Source organism: Sphingobacterium populi, from assembly GCF_001586775.1.
Taxonomy (GTDB): domain Bacteria; phylum Bacteroidota; class Bacteroidia; order Sphingobacteriales; family Sphingobacteriaceae; genus Sphingobacterium; species Sphingobacterium populi.
In genome coordinates this window covers 581,627-599,670 of the sequence record NZ_LQXS01000002.1, presented here as the reverse complement: position 1 = coordinate 599,670, position 18,044 = coordinate 581,627, and the positions used below count along the sequence as shown (strand labels likewise).

Annotated in this window: 15 protein-coding genes and 1 tRNA gene; 9 read left to right on the top strand and 7 right to left on the bottom strand. The window is 42.1% G+C overall.

Annotated features, from left to right (window positions below; translation table 11 throughout):
• Positions 1 to 60: 60 nt before the first annotated feature.
• Both A0125_RS06910 and fabV read right to left on the bottom strand, forming a co-directional pair.
• Complete coding sequence (locus A0125_RS06910) at positions 61 to 1,284, bottom strand: MFS transporter (protein ID WP_066753913.1); 1,224 nt, start codon at positions 1,282 to 1,284, stop codon at positions 61 to 63.
• Between the two features lie 254 nt (positions 1,285 to 1,538).
• A complete protein-coding gene (gene fabV, locus A0125_RS06905) occupies positions 1,539 to 2,738 on the bottom strand; it encodes an enoyl-ACP reductase FabV (RefSeq protein ID WP_066753911.1) in 1,200 nt (399 codons plus the stop codon).
• Between the two features lie 186 nt (positions 2,739 to 2,924).
• Here fabV and xerD point away from each other — a divergent pair, with 186 nt between their 5' ends.
• From xerD to A0125_RS06885, 6 genes are all read left to right on the top strand, one after another.
• Positions 2,925 to 3,842: a site-specific tyrosine recombinase XerD gene (gene xerD, locus A0125_RS06900; RefSeq protein WP_066754287.1), complete on the top strand. Its 918-nt coding sequence runs from the start codon at positions 2,925 to 2,927 to the stop codon at positions 3,840 to 3,842.
• A gap of 38 nt (positions 3,843 to 3,880) precedes the next feature.
• The gene (locus A0125_RS15565) at positions 3,881 to 4,264 is read left to right on the top strand and encodes a DUF2946 family protein (protein ID WP_156472451.1); all 384 of its coding nucleotides are present in this window, start codon (positions 3,881 to 3,883) and stop codon (positions 4,262 to 4,264) included.
• A gap of 62 nt (positions 4,265 to 4,326) precedes the next feature.
• Positions 4,327 to 5,310: a TonB-dependent receptor plug domain-containing protein gene (locus A0125_RS16095; RefSeq protein ID WP_231863156.1), complete on the top strand. Its 984-nt coding sequence runs from the start codon at positions 4,327 to 4,329 to the stop codon at positions 5,308 to 5,310.
• Positions 5,250 to 6,638, top strand: coding sequence for a TonB-dependent receptor domain-containing protein (locus A0125_RS16090; RefSeq protein WP_410528182.1), 1,389 nt, complete (start codon positions 5,250 to 5,252; stop codon positions 6,636 to 6,638). The genes A0125_RS16095 and A0125_RS16090 overlap by 61 nt, the downstream gene beginning before the upstream one ends.
• A 236-nt stretch (positions 6,639 to 6,874) precedes the next feature.
• Positions 6,875 to 7,297: a hypothetical protein gene (locus A0125_RS06890; protein ID WP_231863154.1), complete on the top strand. Its 423-nt coding sequence runs from the start codon at positions 6,875 to 6,877 to the stop codon at positions 7,295 to 7,297.
• A gap of 88 nt (positions 7,298 to 7,385) precedes the next feature.
• A tRNA-Arg gene (locus A0125_RS06885) sits at positions 7,386 to 7,457 on the top strand.
• 92 nt (positions 7,458 to 7,549) lie between these two features.
• On the opposite strand, the gene A0125_RS15560 is transcribed toward A0125_RS06885, so the two are convergent.
• A complete protein-coding gene (locus tag A0125_RS15560) occupies positions 7,550 to 7,759 on the bottom strand; it encodes a hypothetical protein (protein ID WP_156472450.1) in 210 nt (69 codons plus the stop codon).
• Between the two features lie 111 nt (positions 7,760 to 7,870).
• On the opposite strand from A0125_RS15560, the gene rmuC reads away from it, so the two are divergent.
• Complete coding sequence (gene rmuC, locus A0125_RS06880; protein ID WP_066753910.1) at positions 7,871 to 9,199, top strand: DNA recombination protein RmuC; 1,329 nt, start codon at positions 7,871 to 7,873, stop codon at positions 9,197 to 9,199.
• Here rmuC and A0125_RS06875 read toward each other — a convergent pair.
• The gene (locus tag A0125_RS06875; RefSeq protein ID WP_156472449.1) at positions 9,183 to 10,931 is read right to left on the bottom strand and encodes a M14 family metallopeptidase; all 1,749 of its coding nucleotides are present in this window, start codon (positions 10,929 to 10,931) and stop codon (positions 9,183 to 9,185) included. The genes rmuC and A0125_RS06875 overlap by 17 nt on opposite strands.
• A gap of 43 nt (positions 10,932 to 10,974) precedes the next feature.
• A complete protein-coding gene (radC, locus tag A0125_RS06870; protein WP_066753908.1) occupies positions 10,975 to 11,658 on the bottom strand; it encodes a RadC family protein in 684 nt (227 codons plus the stop codon).
• A gap of 138 nt (positions 11,659 to 11,796) precedes the next feature.
• Between radC and A0125_RS06865 the strand changes: the two genes are divergently transcribed.
• Both A0125_RS06865 and A0125_RS06860 read left to right on the top strand, forming a co-directional pair.
• Positions 11,797 to 12,255, top strand: coding sequence for a peptidylprolyl isomerase (locus A0125_RS06865; protein ID WP_066753907.1), 459 nt, complete (start codon positions 11,797 to 11,799; stop codon positions 12,253 to 12,255).
• Between the two features lie 33 nt (positions 12,256 to 12,288).
• Entirely contained in the window at positions 12,289 to 12,705 is a 417-nt protein-coding gene (locus tag A0125_RS06860; RefSeq protein ID WP_066753905.1) for a DUF5606 family protein, read from the top strand.
• Between the two features lie 106 nt (positions 12,706 to 12,811).
• Here A0125_RS06860 and A0125_RS06855 read toward each other — a convergent pair whose 3' ends face one another.
• Both A0125_RS06855 and A0125_RS06850 read right to left on the bottom strand, forming a co-directional pair.
• A complete protein-coding gene (locus A0125_RS06855; protein WP_066753903.1) occupies positions 12,812 to 15,088 on the bottom strand; it encodes an aconitate hydratase in 2,277 nt (758 codons plus the stop codon).
• 56 nt (positions 15,089 to 15,144) lie between these two features.
• The gene (locus tag A0125_RS06850; RefSeq protein WP_066753901.1) at positions 15,145 to 17,916 is read right to left on the bottom strand and encodes a bifunctional aconitate hydratase 2/2-methylisocitrate dehydratase; all 2,772 of its coding nucleotides are present in this window, start codon (positions 17,914 to 17,916) and stop codon (positions 15,145 to 15,147) included.
• Between the last annotated feature and the right edge of the window lie 128 nt (positions 17,917 to 18,044).

The window sequence follows — 18,044 nt, the reverse complement described above, 5'->3', positions numbered from 1 at the left end:
CCAAATGTAATCATATCACATTAAAGAAAAATTAAATTAAAAAAATCCCCTATACTATACTTAGGCTTTTTTACCACGCCCGATCTTCATCAACGGGGGCGTAAGAAATGACGCTATTCCTACGACCATCACCAAACCGCCTGCTATCACAAACGCGGGTGCTACGCCTACTTTTTCGGCGATCAAGCCTGTGAATAATAGGCCTATGATACTAGGCAATATTGCTATACTAAAATATAAAGAAAATACACGGCCTAGCATCTGCGGCATCACTTCCTCCTGTATGGTAGTCATAAATGCTGCAGAAAAGACGGACATCGCGATACCCGACAAGGTGGTGACGACTACAAAAGCTATAAACCACGAAGGTGGAATGGCACCACATAAAAGAAATGCAAACCCAAGTACGATATGCATTGCATTAACTAGGATTATTTTAGGCGTTGTGATTCTCAAAACACTTAACACAGATCCACCGACCAGCATACCTATACCCCATACCACCTCAATTAAGCTGATCTCCCATTTGCCACCGCCATAATAACCCGTCGTAAGTAACGGAAACATAATTGCTGCCGGCATCACGAAAAAAGTAACCAACATGGCATAAAAAAATAGAAAACTGAGACCTTTATTGCGATAAATCGCTCCGAAACCTTCTTTTAACTCCGTAAAAACGGTATTAACAGAACCTTGGTTTGTTACTTTCAGGTGCGGTATTTTTACAAAAAGTAAGGAAGAAATCGCTAGTACGGCTCCAATAATATCTAAGTACAACACATCAGCAATTGCAAAGTAGGTGATAGCCAAAGTGCCCAATGCTGGACCAGCAATCGTACTAATCGATTGCAACATTTGGTTGATACCAGATACGCGAAGCAGTTCTTTCTCTGGTACGATTAAAGGAGCAATAGCCTGCATCGCTGGTGATTGAAAAGCGTTGCCAACAGATCGGCAAGCCAGCAGAGCATAAATCCAAAACAAATCGACCCGCTCATTGCGCAGCAAAAAAGTCATTGCAAAGGCGCAAACTGCAATAAAACCATCGGAATACATCATCACTTTCTTGCGATCCCAGCGATCAATAAATACACCAGCAAACGGCCCAATCAGCGCCTGCGGCAATAGACCAGCAATACCAGCAAAAGCCAACACTTCGGCAGACTGATGTTCCAGACTCAACCAAATAATGACTGCAAAATGAACGGCATAACTCGTAATCATGGAGAAAAATTGCCCAGTCCAAATAAATAGGTACGTCCTATACCATTTTTGATTTTCCATAAAATAAATACTAAGAAACAACAATAAATTATACACGCTGTCTTCGGCAAGACAGCCAGATAATCAGACGATTCGACTGATTACTTAGTGACCACTGGCAGCCAAGGTTTGGCCACCATTGTTGTATAGATGGAGATGCTCATGGCATAAAGATATAAATTCTTCTCAGATTATCACCAAAAATAAAAACGAGACTATCTCGTGAGACAGTCTCGTTTTTATTTTGGTAAAAACTGCTAAAAGCAGTTTTAAAATTATGCTTGAATAGAAGGTACGCCAACTAATTCATTCGTATCTGCTTCGTAATCGATGCCATCTACTTGGAAACCAAACAAACCGAAGAATTCTTCACGGTATCCTTTGATATCAGAGATTTCTTCTAAGTTTTCTGTAGAGATTTGTTGCCACAAGGCAGCTACTTCTTCTTGTACATCAGCACGCATTTCCCAATCGTCTACGCGAATACGTCCTTTTTCGTCTAACGCTGGTGCATGTCCGCTGTACAATTGTGTTGCAAATAAACGTTGCATTTGCTCTACTGTACCTTCGTGAATGCCTTTTTCTTTCATCACTTTGTACAACAACGAAATATACAAAGGTACGACAGGAATAGCCGAGCTAGACTGCGTCACCAACGCTTTGTTGACAGACACGTAAGATACGCCTTTCAAATCAGCAAGCAATTCATTCAAGGCAGGAACTGTGGCCTCTAAGTTATCTTTTGCACGACCGATTGTACCATTACGGTAAATTGGGTAAGTCAGCTCAGGGCCTATATATGAATAAGCAACCGTTTTCACTCCTTCTGCTAAAACACCAGCAGCTTTTAGATCTTCGATCCAGAATTGCCAATCTTCACCACCCATTACCGCTACGGTGTTCTCGATATCCTCTTCATTCTCAATAGGATTGATCGTAATATCAGAAACCACACCGCTATGGAAATCTACCGTTTTATCGGTAAATGGTTGACCAATTGGTTTCAACACAGAACCATGTGCCACACCTGTTTTTGGATGTGTACGACGTGGAGATGCTAACGAATAGACCACAAGATCTACCTGTCCTAAATCTTCCTTAATCAATTCGATGGTTTGCTTTTTCACCTCATCAGAAAAGGCGTCACCATTGATACTTTTTGCATATAATCCAGCTGCTGTAGCTTCTTTTTCGAATGCGGCTGAATTGTACCATCCAGCGGTCCCCGGTTTGCCAGCTGCCGCGGGTTTTTCAAAGAAAACACCGATTGTGGCTGCGCCTGAACCAAACGCTGCCGTGATACGAGATGAAAGTCCGAAGCCGGTCGATGCACCGATCACCAATACTTTTTTAGGACCATTTTCAATGGTTCCTTTGGACTGAACATAATCAATTTGATTTTTCACGTTCTGAGCAGTGCCATCAGGATGGGTGGTCAGACAGATAAATCCTCGTACGCGTGGTTGAATAATCATATGAAAAGGGTTGTTAAACTAAATCTGTTTTTAAATTAAGGTGCAAAATAAGTAATTATTCCACAGAATCCCATTAGAGAGGACACTCTTTTGAGAATTTTACTACCACTATCGTATCCAAATGCTTGGAGCACAGTTCAACAATAAGGCTTTAGCGCTATGCGCATATTTTCTATCTTTACTGTTATGAATTGGGAAGTTTGGAAAAATGACTTTAAGCGATATCTGCTTTTGGAGCGTGGACTTTCCAGCAATTCCATTGATGCATACCTCTTAGATGTCTCAAAGTTCGAAGCATACGCTATAGATAGGCAAATCGCACTACACAGCATCACTCCCTTAGACATTCAACAGTTTTTAGGTCACGTAAATCAACAAGATATTGCGGCTACTTCGCAAGCTAGGTTGCTCTCTGCATTAAAGTCTTTTTTTACTTTTTTAGAAATTGAATATGATATGCGGAATAATCCGGCTATACTGATCGAAGCACCACGACTCATGCGCAAATTGCCCGATGTACTTAGCATCGATGAAATTAATCGTTTGATCGATAGCATTGATTTATCCCTACCCGAAGGAATGCGTAACAAAGCAATACTGGAAGTGCTGTACGGCTGTGGGTTACGTGTTTCCGAATTGGTCTCGTTGAAAATTTCGAACCTATTCTTAACCGACGAGTTTATAAAAGTAGAAGGTAAAGGCAGCAAAGAACGCCTCATTCCCATTGGTAAACAAGCCATTAAATACCTTAATTTTTACTTGCAAGAGAATAGATCAATTGCACCGATCAAAGCAGGTCAGGAAGACATGGTTTTTTTGAACAGACGCGGGGCAGCCCTATCTCGAGTGATGATTTTTCTAATGATAAAAAAACAAGCGATGCAAGCAGGTATTACCAAACAGATCAGTCCGCATACATTTCGACATAGCTTTGCAACACATCTTGTCGAGGGTGGTGCCGATCTACGTGCGGTTCAGGATATGTTGGGACATGAAAGCATCAGCACCACCGAAATATATACCCATTTGGATAATGCATATCTTCATACCGTCATCACAGAATTTCACCCAAGATCTAAAAAATATATCGTTTCAAGAAAATAAAGCTTGCAACTTCATTGCATTTAAAGTACCTTTGTGCCGTGACGAAGAAAAGTAAATACTTTAAGTTTGTTGGGATGCTATCATGTATTGCACTATGGATATTTTCCATAGGTGTTGGCACGCTGCATCACCACTTACCTGAAGATTTGCAAAATGCTCATGATCAACATGAAACGCACCATCGTACCAACCATGATAATGCAGATCACTGCCATCATACCCATCACGATGAATCTAATCAAGAGTGTGGCATATGCTTTCTGATTCATCACAATAATCCGGTAGTTATATCCTACCAATCAATCAGCTTTGCGGTACTCGCTCCGTTTGCAATTCCTACTTTAGCAACTCCGTATTTGTTGTCCTTTCTAGATGACAGCGATTCCAGAGCTTTATCGCTTCGCGGCCCACCATTGGCTTAAATAGTATTTCGTACACCTCGTATCCTCAATTTTATTTTTTTTCAATTTTATAGATCGAACACATGTTTCGTTATCTGTGGATGTTAGCATTGCTACTACACTTCGGTTTAGATGCAAATGCACAAACGTCTTGTTTATTCACTATTTCTGGTACTGCTGTCGATGTAGAAGCAAAGCCCTTGGCGGGTGTAGCTGTTCGCAACGCAACCAACAGTAGTATAACCTATACCGATCGGTATGGCAATTTTAGGCTTAAGAAACAATGTGCTGGTAGGCAACTTCTCACGTTCAGTCTTTTAGGTTATGACACGCAGGAGAAGACGCTCAGCTTGCCAACGTCCGAATCTTTGCATATCACGATGAAAATCAGCATAGTGCACGTACAAGACGTTACCATAACAGGGATACAATCTGAACATATCACGAGCAGCAAGCACCATCTATCAGCAGATACCAGACAAGAGCTTCGAGCGAAGCCATTGGCAGAGATGCTCAGCCAAATTGCGGGTGTTACGCAATTAAATACAGGATCGACCATTTCCAAACCCGTCATAAATGGTTTGCATAGTAACCGTGTTTTGGTACTCAATCATGGCGTGAGACAGGAAGGACAACAGTGGGGCGCCGAACACGCACCTGAGATTGATCCCTTTACTGCAGATCGCTTGGAGGTAATAAAAGGTGCGGAAGGCGTGCGCTATGGTGCAGATGCTCTGGGTGGCGTAGTAATAAGCGCAGCAAATCCTATTGATCCAAGCAAAATTACTGGTCGTGTTGATCTCTTAGGACAGTCAAATGGTCGTGGTGGTGTGGGAAATGTTAGATTGGAAGGCGGTATCACATCGCTTCCCAACTTGGCATGGCGCATACAAGCATCAACAAAGAAAATTGGAAATCTAAAGACCGCGGAATATATTTTAGGAAACACAGGTGCCCAAGAGCTAAACCTTTCTGGTTTGTTGCAGTACCAAACGGGAATCATGATTTGGAGTTTTTCTACAGTCACTTCGGCACTAATTTGGGTGTTTTTTATGGTGCACATGTGAGTACGCTAGATGATATTCTGGCCAACATCGAACGCGGCAGACCATCAACAACGTATAATTTCACCTACGATATTGAGTCGCCCCGCCAACGAGTAGATCACGATCTATCTAAAATCAAATGGGGTTACGATCTAACTGGAAATACTAAGATAGAGACACAGTTTGCTTTTCAACGCAATCGACGCAAAGAATACGACCTAAGACGCGTACTCTCCGACGACACCCCAATGGCAGATATGAACCTCATGACACAAACATTGGACATCGCCATAAAATCAGGTCATCATCGTATTGGTATCGCTGGTATGTTACAGGTGAATAATAATGTGCCAGGCACTGGAACTACTCCCATTATTCCCAACTTCGAAAATCACAATTTAGGAATTTATGCCATCACACAACAACATTGGGGTAAATTTCATGGAGAAATTGGTGCAAGATACGACTACCGCTATTTTGACGTAGCCGGGTTTCGATATGATTATAGTAGCATCGATGAAAATGGCGTCGTAAGACAATACTTGCTAACGGATAATCGTCATTTTCACAATTGGAGCGGCTCGGCTGGTTTGGCATATCATGCTTCGTCTGCATGGACTTTGAAAACTAATCTGGGCTTAGCATGGCGGGCGCCATCGGCCAATGAATTGTACAGTGATGGGCTACATCATGGCAGTGGTACCTACGAAGTCGGCGATCCAAACTTGGCTTCGGAGCGCGGATATAAATGGGTGAACTCTATCTCGTTTAAAAGGGAACGAATTTCGATCACTACCGATCTATATGCACAATATATTCGAGATTACATTTACGCCATGCCCAATCCCGATTCAGTTCGGCAGACGATACGAGGCACATTTCCAGTATTTAATTATCGCCAGCAAGATGCTTTCTTCTATGGTGTTGATTTGCAATTGGATTGGGAGTTTGGCGCGGCGTGGTCTTACGCATTAAAAGGTGCGCTGGTACGCGCCAGAGATCTGGATAATAACACTTATTTTCCATTCATTCCAGCAGACAGAATAACGCAAAGTATCAAATGGCAATATGGTGAAAAACCGGAAGATTATTTCCGATTGGCACATGTATTTGTTGACCGACAACATAGATTTGATCCAGCCACCGACTACACCAGCCCGCCTCCATCTTATCATCTATTTAATGCTTATGCCAGCAGGCGATTTACAATTTATAAACAGGATATACAGGCAAATCTGGGCATTGAAAATTTATTCAATGTGCTTTACAGGGATTACATGGACCGCATGCGCTACTTTTCGCACCAGATGGGCAGAAATATAACTCTAGGTTTCACATTTCAATTTTAAAACAACAGTATTATGAACAAAAAATGGATTTTTCTTTTGACCGCAGTAGCTACGCTAGCTTTTCAATCTTGTCAAAAAGATGACCCTGTTCCCGAAGTGATCAGGAAGAAGTAGGTACGGCAACGTTAATCTTCACCGAAGTACATCGTGAAGCGCACGATGATCATTTTCATTACGAAGACTTTCCTGGTGCACATGTCGACACTATTCATTTCACTCCAGCACCTAACGGACAATTGCTACCTCCTGTAGGCGCACACTTTCATTTAGACAAAGGTAAAACATATCGTGTATCGCTGCAAACTACTGATTTTGCGGGCAGAAGATCTGAACAAACTTTTGTAACTCGTGACGATATACATCAGGTTTTCTTTACTGCAAATCCGGCCTCCGAGATCAATACTTTTTCATACGTTTATGCGGATAGGAATGCAGCAGGTCAAAACGTCAATGTCGGCGTTACAGGCTACATGACCATTTTGGATACGTCACGCACTTTTATTATGCGTTATGTAATGCGCCATCTAAATCCTGGTGTAAAGGCCAATATCACGGCAGCAGATTGGAACAATCCTAATTTTTTGAATTTTGCAGGAGCTACCGATCTAGACTTGAGCTTCGAAATGCATTTCGTAGATGGTGGCGGTCACGGCCATTAACAAGCAGTGCATTCATTATCAAAAGGTTGCTTTTTTAGCAACCTTTTTTTTAGTAATAAGTCCAGAAAAATAGTATTTTTGCCGCAATGCCTGCGTAGTTCAATGGATAGAATATCAGATTCCGGTTCTGACGATGTGGGTTCGAATCTCGCCGCGGGCACCCAAAAAAAGCGCTTTACAGATGTAAGCGCTTTTTTACGTTGTGTAAAGACCGTATTCACCATTTCGATATTGAAATCTTATTAATGGTAGTTAATCGTTCGGGAGATTGGTCGTATCGGTTGAAGTTGTATCTAAATTAATGACTTCTTCCGTAGATTGATTGATATTATACCGCTGTTGGTCGGCAGGTTCTACCGGTGTTAATTCATTATCGACATCGTCTGCGCGCTCTTGCGAAGAATGACATGACATAAAACTAAATGCGCTTATTCCCAAGATGGTGTATATTAGCTTTCTCATAGTATTATTTTTTTGATTCCTATTTTTAGAACAGTCCAAGTCGTAGAATTGTTTACCCTAAGATTACCTATCTTCGCATAGTTCAATTCCGCTAGCTCAAATATATCTTACATGATACACACCCTTTTGATCATTTTGATTGCATTGGCCATCATTAATATACTCATTATGCTCTTCAAGAAATCGGATGACAATTCCGTTGTCCAATGGCGACATTTGGAGCAGAGTTTGCAGCGCTTAGATCATCAACTCGAGCGGATGGACAAATCCATTCGTGATGATTTGCATCGGCATCGCAACGAGAATAGCACGCTGGCACAGGGCTCTCGTGAGGAATTATCACAAAATTTTCGGGCGCTAGAAAAAAGTGCGCAGGAACAAGCGCAGGCCTTACATACCTTTTTGGGACAACGTTTTGAAGGTTTGACTAAGCAACAATATGAGATCAACAAGACGTCTAATGAGCACCTGAAAGACATCAAAATAAATATAGAAAACCATCTAAAAACATTACGCGAAGACAATAACCGCCAGTTGGAACAAATGCGGCATACCGTCGATGAAAAATTGCAGTCTACGCTGGAAAAAAGACTTGGCGAATCCTTTAAGCTGGTAAGCGAACGACTGGAGCTCGTACACCGTGGTTTGGGCGAAATGCAAAGCTTAGCTACTGGCGTCGGCGACCTGAAGAAAGTGCTCTCTAATGTAAAAACGCGTGGTATTTTAGGCGAATATCAGCTCGCTAATATTTTAGAACAATTGCTCACTAATGAGCAATACGCACAAAATGTAGCGACAAAGAAAGGATCGCAGGCTCACGTAGAATTTGCCATTAAACTACCGGGCAAAGACAGTGACGAAACCGTATGGATGCCAGTAGATTCGAAATTTCCAATGGAAAATTATCAGGCTTTGTTAGATGCCTACGAATTGGGTGAGAAAACCCAAATCGACTTGCAGCAAAAAATTTTGATGCGCAATGTAGAAGCTTTCGCAAAAGATATTAGCGATAAATACATTGATCCTCCGCATACTACTGATTTTGCGATCATGTTTTTGCCTGTAGAGAGCCTTTATGCAGAAATTTTGCGCCACCCTGGATTGTTTGAAACATTGCAACGCAAATATAGAATAACCATAACTGGCCCCACCACCCTATCGGCACTGTTAAACAGTTTACAGATGGGCTTCCGCACACTCGCTGTACAGAAACGTAGTAGTGAGGTATGGAAAATACTAGAAGCCGTCAAAACGGAGTTCAAGAAGTTTTCTGATCAATTGGACAAAGTCGACAAGCAATTGAGCTCCGCATCCAAATCGTTGCACGATTTGCGCCTTACCCGCACCAACATGATGAGCCGAAAGCTACGCGATGTAGGCACACTTGACACGCAAGAATCGAACGAATTGTTGGATCTACCAGTTAGTGAGGACGAGTAGATACTATTCTACCTACTGGATACAACATATGCGTGTCTTCATAGTAGATTGATTTTTTGTAAATCCAATCTAACTGTGCTCTACCATTTTTGGCGAAGGCAGGTTCATTCGCTTTCTTACGCTCCAGCTCTTGTTTCCAAGCCGGATTGGCATCCAACAAACGCTGAGCTTCTTCCTCAAATATATAAGGAGAAAAATATTCTTTTTGACTAAGGATACCATCAAAAAAATTCCAGCGAAAAAAAGAATCATGTGCTTGCGGCTCCAGCGTTTCGATCAGATACCGGTTAGCCTCTTGGTCCATTTCTATCCACCAATCTCCTGCGTAAAACTGCCGCTCCATCACGACTGGCTTAATCTCCACATCCTCATGCATATAATGCCCTTCATAAGGTGACGTAGCTGTTTTTACGGCTGTGATATAATACATTTCCAGACGAATCATCGTATCCTGTTTTAGTGGATGAAGTTGCACACCATTCGCTTGCAGCCTTTCGATGACGCGATCATAAGCCTGCGGTATCACGTACGCTATTGGCTTCTGCACTTCGTTGGCAACTCGGTAATGTTTCCAATGTGGTATTTGCATCGTTTTGGGCTGTGCACGATCATAATACAAACGATTGTGTCCGCTAATTGCACTCTTCTTTTGCTCCGCTTGGTAACCCAGAAAAGTGATCGAATCCACGCGTGTCGTGTCCAAAGCCCATGTAATAGGAAAAATCTGCTGCGTTTTTGCAGATTGCTTGACCTGATTACGAGTGAACAACAAATCTTCCCTTTCTTGCACCATAACATTCACTAAATGCTGCAATAAGGTATACGTAGATAATACACGCTCTTCATATGATTTCCACATGTGGGTCTCGGGCATAAAGCCAATGGTATGATGTAGCGCGGCGTAGCCGGACGAATAACGAGGAGTTTCCAGAAAATCCACCAACCCTGATTCTGGCGTTGCACCAACTGTATTTACATAAGGTATCATCGGGTATCCCGAAGTTTGCATGCGTTGATAGAGCGCTTTTGTAAATCGTTCTTCCATTAGCGCAGCTAATGGTGGGGCAATCTTGTCCTTTTGCGTAGCAATTAAGGTCATGATATATTGATAATCAGCACCATTACTAGCGTGCGTGTCAAAGAACATATCTGGATCCCATGCGCTGAACAATCGCTGAAATAACAAGGAATTTCTCGTATCGGCCTTGATAAAATCCCGATTCAGGTCATAATTTTGGCGGCTGCCTCGAAAACCATACGTCACCGGACCATTCTGATTAACTCGCGAAACTCCTCTATTAAGCATGCCAGCAACATTATATACTGGAATGAGACAAATAACCACATCGTCAGGTAATGTATTGCGCTGCAAAATATCTCTCGAAAATAGCATTCCGACGTCAATACCTTCGGGTTCTCCCGGATGAATTCCATTATTCACTAACAAAATAGCTTTACCTTTTGCTTTAATACTTTCAGGATCGAAGTCCTTATCCTTCGACATAACGAATAGATGGAGTGGTTTGCCAACATCTGTAATACCTACCTCAAGCAGTTTGCATTCTGGATATTGCTTATCCAATGCTGTGTAAAATTGCAATAACTCCTCGTACGTAGCAGTTGTATTTCGCTTAGCATCGAGCTCAAGCGATGTACTCTGCGCATGAGCATTGGTACAAAAGCAGCAGAAAATGAACAATAAAGATGAGAAGTACTGGAGGAAAGACGACATATCGAAATGCATTTTATTCAAATATACATAAAGAAGTTATTCACTATAACAGCCCTTCGTCCCTAAAACTATAATAAGCTTGATCCGTGAAGATGATATGGTCATTTACTCGAATATCCATCAATACGGCTGCATCGGCAATCCGCTTAGTAAGTTGCTTATCTGCAAGACTCGGAGAAAGTGTGCCAGAGGGATGGTTATGTATCAAAATCATCGAATGCGCATTGGCCTGAAGTGCATATTTTAAGATAATACGAATATCAACCGGTGCAAAATCATTACCTCCACGACTAATGAGTTGCTTATCTATCAATTTACAGCCCGTGTTTAAGTATAAAACCCAGAACTCCTCATGCGGCAAGTCTTGCAATCGCTCTCTGAAAAAATTAAAAACTCGCTTACTACTATTAAGCACTGACGAAGGCATTTCAAGAGTATCTTTGCGGCGACGCCCAATTTCTAAAGCAGCTATGATAGTAATCGCTTTTGCTTGACCAATTCCGTGATAACGACAAAGATCTGCTACGTCCAACTTGGATAATAAAGACAAATTGTTTTCCACGCCCGAAAGTACACGTCTGCAAAGCTCCACGGCACTTTCCTGAGGCGATCCTGAGCCGATCAGAATCGCTAATAATTCTGCATTAGATAGTGCGCGCCGACCTTGCTCTATTAATTTTTCTCTGGGCCGATCTGACTCCGCCCATTCGTGTATCGCCAACTTCATTACCACAAAACTTTTATTATATTAATTATCTTTTAAAGATAAATTATTTTCTAAAAATAACAGTAATGATTAGCCTTAATCTTCTCATTTTCTCCTTATCATCAGAAAACGTATCTTTGTCAAATAGCAATTTTAGATATGAGTAAAGCAATAATTAAAACCGAAAAAGGTGATATGACCGTGCAGTTCTACACAGAAGATGCACCTAAGACCGTGGAAAACTTCATTAAACTAGCTAAATCAGGTTATTATAATGGATTAACTTTCCACCGTGTGATTCCTGATTTTGTAATCCAAGGCGGTTGCCCTAATACACGCGAAGGCGCCACAGGAATGCCCGGTACTGGCGGTCCAGGATACCATATTGATTGTGAATTGACTGGTGAAAACCAATATCATGATCGTGGTGTATTGTCTATGGCGCATGCAGGTAGGAATACGGGTGGATCACAATTTTTCGTATGTCACAGCCGTACTAACACTGCTCACTTAGATCGTAACCATACTTGTTTCGGTAAAGTGATTGAAAATGTTGATGTTGTAGATGATATCCGTCAAGGTGATCGCATTTTGAGTATCGACGTAATCGAAGACTAGTAATCTATTCATAAATACGCACAACAAAAAGATATGAATTTAAGAGGATTAGTTTCTGTAACAGGTAAGCCGGGATTATTTAAGTTAATCGGTCAAAACAAAGGTGGTTTCATCTTAGAGAGCTTAGATGCAGCGAAGGTAAAATCAGTCATCAACCTTTCGAATACGAAGATGGCAACTTTGGAAGATATCACGATCTATGGCGAAGAAGAAGAAATCCGGTTATTAGAGATTTTTGAAACTTTGAAAAATAGCGATATTGAAGTGCCTGCTGTGAAAGCCGATGGCAATACGCTTCGTGAATTTTTCAGAGAAGTGGCTCCAGGTCACGATGAGAGCCGTGTATACAGCTCCGATATTAAGAAAGTTATTACGTGGTACACGATCATCAAAGAACTTCCTTTGTTTGATGAAGAATCTCCAGAACCCCTTGGCGAAGAGCAAGCTTAAAACTGAAGCGGGTTTCATCCTGACTTAGCAGTTACACAAAAGGCCGGATTTACATGATGTAAATCCGGCCTTTTTTTTCTCGATTGCTTTATAAGCAACACTATTACTATTCTGCTTTATCAGCCTGTTTTTGTCGAATAATGTTTAATGCCGCACCCGCTTTAAACCAACCAATTTGTTGTGCATTGTACGAATGGTTTACTTCAATCTCATCCGAAGTACCATCCTCGTGGTGCAATACTAAAGTCAACGATTTATTTGGAGCAAAATCTGTTAAACCGATAATATCAATCGTATCATTTTCCAATACTTTATCATAATCATCCTTATCAGCAAACGTTAGTGCTAACATGCCTTGCTTTTTTAGATTAGTTTCATGGATACGAGCAAAAGATTTTACTAAAACCGCACGCACGCCCAAATGCCGAGGCTCCATTGCCGCATGCTCGCGCGATGATCCTTCTCCATAGTTCTCATCTCCTACTACGATTGATCCAATTCCTTGTGCTTTATAATCACGCTGTGTAGCTGGCACAGCGCCGTATTCGCCAGTCAGCTGGTTTTTCACGGTATCGGTTTCGTCATTGAAGAAGTTGACTGCACCAATCAACAGATTGTTGGAAATATTATCCAAATGACCGCGATATTTTAACCATGGGCCGGCCATAGAAATATGATCGGTCGTACATTTTCCTTTTGCTTTGATCAGGAGTTTTAGCCCCTTCAAATCTGTACCTTCCCACGCAGCAAATGGCTCGAGCAATTGCAAACGATCTGACGTTGGCGATACATCCACACTAACGTCAGAACCATCCTTCGCTGGAGCCTGATAGCCCGCATCTTCCACGGCAAATCCTTTTGATGGCAACTCGTCTCCTGTAGGCGGATCTAATTTGACCTGCTCTCCATTTCGGTTCGTTAAGGTATCAGTAACAGGATTAAAGCCTAAATCGCCGGAGATCGCAATCGCAGCAACCATCTCTGGTGATGTTACGAATGCATAGGTGTTTGGATTACCATCGGCACGTTTAGCAAAGTTACGGTTGAAGGAATGTACGATCGTATTTTTCTCGCGCTTATCCGCGCCTGCGCGATCCCACATCCCGATGCATGGCCCACAAGCGTTCGTAAACAACGTAGCATTGAGATCGGTGAATGTTTTCAGCAAACCATCACGATCGGCGGTGTAGCGCACTTGCTCAGATCCTGGATTAATTCCAAATTCCGCCTTAGTCACTAATCCTTTATCGATTGCTTGTTTAGCTATAGAAGCCGCTCGGGACAAATCTTCATAAGAGGAGTTCGTACAGGAGCCGATCAATCCCCATTCTACCTTAGTAGGCCAACCATTTTTATCCGCCTCATCTCGCATGCGAGATATCGGCGTGTACAAATCTGGTGTGAAAGGGCCATTCAATGAAGGCTCAAGGTCAGAAAGATTGATTTCAATCAATTGATCAAAATAGGTATCGGGATCTGCATACACTTCATCATCTCCAGTAAGGTGTTCTTTAATTTTATTAGCTGCATCGGCAACATCAGCACGGTCTGTTGCGCGCAAATAGCGCTCCATCGATTCGTCATATCCGAATGTCGACGTGGTGGCACCGATCTCAGCACCCATATTACAGATGGTTCCTTTACCAGTACACGAAAGGGATTTGGCACCTTCTCCGAAATACTCTACAATAGCACCTGTACCACCTTTCACCGTCAGGATTCCTGCGACTTTCAAAATCACATCTTTAGCGGTTGCCCAACCAGATAATTTACCGGTTAGTTTAACACCAATTAGCTTTGGAAATTTCAACTCCCAAGGCAAACCGGCCATAACATCACACGCATCTGCACCTCCGACACCAATGGCTACCATACCGAGTCCGCCAGCGTTGACCGTGTGCGAATCTGTACCAATCATCATACCGCCTGGAAACGCATAGTTTTCCAATACAACCTGATGAATAATACCAGCACCGGGCTTCCAGAAGCCAATACCATATTTATTGGATACAGAGCTCAAGAAATTAAACACTTCGGAGCTTTCTTCCTTAGCACGCGTCAGATCCTGCTGCGCGCCATCTCTTGCTTGGATGAGGTGATCACAATGAACCGTAGAGGGCACAGCTACCTTTGGTCTGCCAGCCTGCATAAATTGCAACAAAGCCATTTGAGCGGTAGCATCCTGCATCGCCACGCGATCTGGTGCAAAATCCACGTACGATTGTCCTCTTTCGTATGCTTCTTGTGCATTACCATTCCACAAGTGGGTATAAAGAATCTTTTCTGCTAAAGTCAAGGGGCGGCCAACCACTTTACGGGCAGCGTTTACACGCTCCTCATAAAGGCTGTACACCTTCTCAATCATATTGATATCAAAAGCCATATTATTTTAATTTATCTCTTCTCAATTGTCTAATAATAGTTCAAAACTATTACAGATTACCCTACCAATTGTTTTTCAAGTGGTGTAAATTTTGTCAGGTTTATACCTTCAACTGCGACTTTATATTCCTCAATGGTCGGTATTCTGCCCAAGATAGATGACAAGACTACTACCGGAGTAGATGCTAGTAAAGATTCACCTTTCTTACGCTCCGAATCTTCTACAACGCGACCTTGGAAAAGTCTTGTAGAGGTGGCCATCACGGTATCTCCTTTTGCTGCTTTCTCCTGATTACCCATACACAGGTTACAACCTGGTCGCTCTAGATACATGATATTCTCATATTCTGTACGTGCGGTATTTTTAGGCATCAAATCGCTGAATTCAAAACCCGAATAACGTTGTAGTATTTCCCAATCTCCTTCTGACTCCAGTTCGTCAATGATGTTGTAGGTTGGCGCTGCCACTACCAGTGGTGCGTTAAAAGCTACCTTACCTTGCTGCGCTTCTAAGTTCTTGAGCATTTGAGCCACGATCTTCAAATCGCCTTTATGTACCATACATGATCCTACGAAGCCCAAATCCACTTTTTTGGCACCTTCATAATACGACAGGTCGCGAATAGTATCGTGAGTATATCGTTTAGATACATCTTTATTAGTCACATCTGGATCTGCAATCATTGGTTCATTGATCACATCCAAGTCAATGACTACTTCTGCATAATATTTAGCATTCTCATCAGGTGTCAAAGCAGGGATGGCGCCAGATTTAATTTCGGCGATACGTTTATCCGCTTTGTTGATCAAGCCTTGTAGTACTTGATTTTTGTTATCCATACCTTTTTCGATCATGATTTGAATGCGGCTTTTGGCAATCTCCAATGACTCGATTAAGGTGTCGTCTTGCGAAATACAGATAGATGCTTTTGCTTTCATCTCCGCTGTCCAGTCCGTGAATGTAAAGGCTTGATCGGCCAACAATGTACCTATGTGCACCTCAATGATCCGACCTTGGAAAACATTTTCTCCACCGAACTGCTGCAACATTTGTGATTGTGTAGCATGCACTACATCACGAAAATCCATATGCTCTTGCATGCTACCTTTGAAAGTGACTTTCACAGATTCTGGAATTGGCATAGAAGCTTCACCTGTGGCTAAAGCTAAAGCAACAGTTCCGGAGTCAGCACCAAATGCTACACCTTTGGACATCCTAGTGTGTGAGTCACCACCGATGATGATGGCCCATTCATCGATGGTAATATCATTTAGTACTTTGTGGATTACGTCTGTCATTGCATGATACTGATCTTTAGGATCACGAGCGGTAATCAATCCAAAGCCATTCATGAATTTCATCAATTTTGGAATGTTGGCTTGTGCCTTTTTATCCCAAACAGATGCCGTATGACAGCCTGATTGATAAGCGCCATCTACAACTGGTGAAATAACAGTGGCAGCCATAGCTTCCAATTCTTGTGCGGTCATCAATCCGGTTGTATCTTGCGATCCGACAATATTCACTTGGACACGAACATCTGAACCGGCATGCAATATCTTCCCTGGCGTAACCCCTACTGCGTTCTTATTAAAGATCTTCTCTACAGCCGTCAATCCCTGTCCGTCTACAGAAACTTCTTTTGAAGGAGCAAATACCAATGGCGTTTCGATATCTAACAATTGTGCCGCAAAAGTTTGGATTTTCTTACCAAATACGATGGCATAAGAACCGCCAGCTTTGATAAACTCCATTTTCTGTGGCGTCAACGCTTTAGAGATATCAATAAGCTCTCTTTCGCCTTGATATAATTTTTTTGTCTTAGTATTGATAGTCAACTCTGTGCCAGTAGCCACCGAATAAACTTCTTCTAGGATTGGCTCATTTTTTTCATTGCGCAATACATTGCCCACTGCATCTACTTTCTTCACCCAATTCTTTAAATCGATACCTATACCACCTGTCACATCCACAGTTGTCAAGAAAATAGGTGAAATACCATTTGTACCGCCGACAATTGGCGCAATATTTACAAAAGGTACGTAAGGGCTAGCTTGCTTTCCAGTCCACAACGCCACGTTGTTCACGCCAGACATGCGTGAAGATCCTACACCCATTGTACCTTTCTCTGCAATCAGCATCACACTTCTATCAGGATGCTGCATCTGCAAGTCCTGAATCTGCTGTTGCGCTTCTGGAGTTATCATACACTTACCATGCAACTCACGATCAGAACGCGAATGCGCTTGATTACCTGGAGAAAGCAAATCGGTCGATATATCTCCTTCACCTGCAATAAAGGTTACAATCTTGATTTCTTCTGGAACCTCTGGAAGTTTAGTAAAAAATTCTGCCTTCGCATAACTTTCTACAATTTCTCTAGCGATCGGATTTCCGCTGTGAAAGGCATCTTTCAAACGATCGGTATCTGCTTCGTAAAGGAAAACCTGTGTTTTTAGTACCTCGGCCGCTTGTGTGGCAATCGCTTGATTAGCACCTAAAGCAAGATCCAAAAGCACAGCTATGGATGGCCCACCTTTCATGTGCGACAGCAACTCAAATGCATAAGTAGGTGTAATCTCCGCCACCGCTTCTTGTTCTAGAATAATCTCTTTCAAGAATTGCGCCTTTACACCTGCAGCACTAGTAGTACCCGGTAAGGTATTGTATATAAATAACTTTAGTGACTCTGCTCTGTGCTCGTGCTGGTTATCCTTAATTTGTTCGATAATTGCACTCAGCAACTCATCGCTATCGATTGGTTTAGGATGTAGCCCTTGATGCTTTCTACCTTCTACTTCCTGTATATATTCGTTGTAAATATTCATATCAAATCTTAATATTTTCGCTGATGGCGGATCTGTGACAGGCGATCAGCCCCAATTTTTATTTTAATAACCTTTGCTTCAAAACAAATAGAACACCATATCCTATTTACCTAAACCTAACATATTCA

What these genes read in the sequence shown, in the direction of transcription:
- A0125_RS06875 (WP_156472449.1), bottom strand. Translation starts at nt 10,931, where the DNA reads ATGTCGTCTTTCCTCCAGTACTTCTCATCTTTATTGTTCATTTTCTGC.
- rmuC (WP_066753910.1), top strand. Translation starts at nt 7,871, where the DNA reads ATGATACACACCCTTTTGATCATTTTGATTGCATTGGCCATCATTAAT.
- A0125_RS06855 (WP_066753903.1), bottom strand. Translation starts at nt 15,088, where the DNA reads ATGGCTTTTGATATCAATATGATTGAGAAGGTGTACAGCCTTTATGAG.
- A0125_RS06860 (WP_066753905.1), top strand. Translation starts at nt 12,289, where the DNA reads ATGAATTTAAGAGGATTAGTTTCTGTAACAGGTAAGCCGGGATTATTT.
- A0125_RS16095 (WP_231863156.1), top strand. Translation starts at nt 4,327, where the DNA reads ATGTTTCGTTATCTGTGGATGTTAGCATTGCTACTACACTTCGGTTTA.
- xerD (WP_066754287.1), top strand. Translation starts at nt 2,925, where the DNA reads ATGAATTGGGAAGTTTGGAAAAATGACTTTAAGCGATATCTGCTTTTG.
- fabV (WP_066753911.1), bottom strand. Translation starts at nt 2,738, where the DNA reads ATGATTATTCAACCACGCGTACGAGGATTTATCTGTCTGACCACCCAT.
- A0125_RS06850 (WP_066753901.1), bottom strand. Translation starts at nt 17,916, where the DNA reads ATGAATATTTACAACGAATATATACAGGAAGTAGAAGGTAGAAAGCAT.
- radC (WP_066753908.1), bottom strand. Translation starts at nt 11,658, where the DNA reads ATGAAGTTGGCGATACACGAATGGGCGGAGTCAGATCGGCCCAGAGAA.
- A0125_RS15560 (WP_156472450.1), bottom strand. Translation starts at nt 7,759, where the DNA reads ATGAGAAAGCTAATATACACCATCTTGGGAATAAGCGCATTTAGTTTT.
- A0125_RS06865 (WP_066753907.1), top strand. Translation starts at nt 11,797, where the DNA reads ATGAGTAAAGCAATAATTAAAACCGAAAAAGGTGATATGACCGTGCAG.
- A0125_RS06910 (WP_066753913.1), bottom strand. Translation starts at nt 1,284, where the DNA reads ATGGAAAATCAAAAATGGTATAGGACGTACCTATTTATTTGGACTGGG.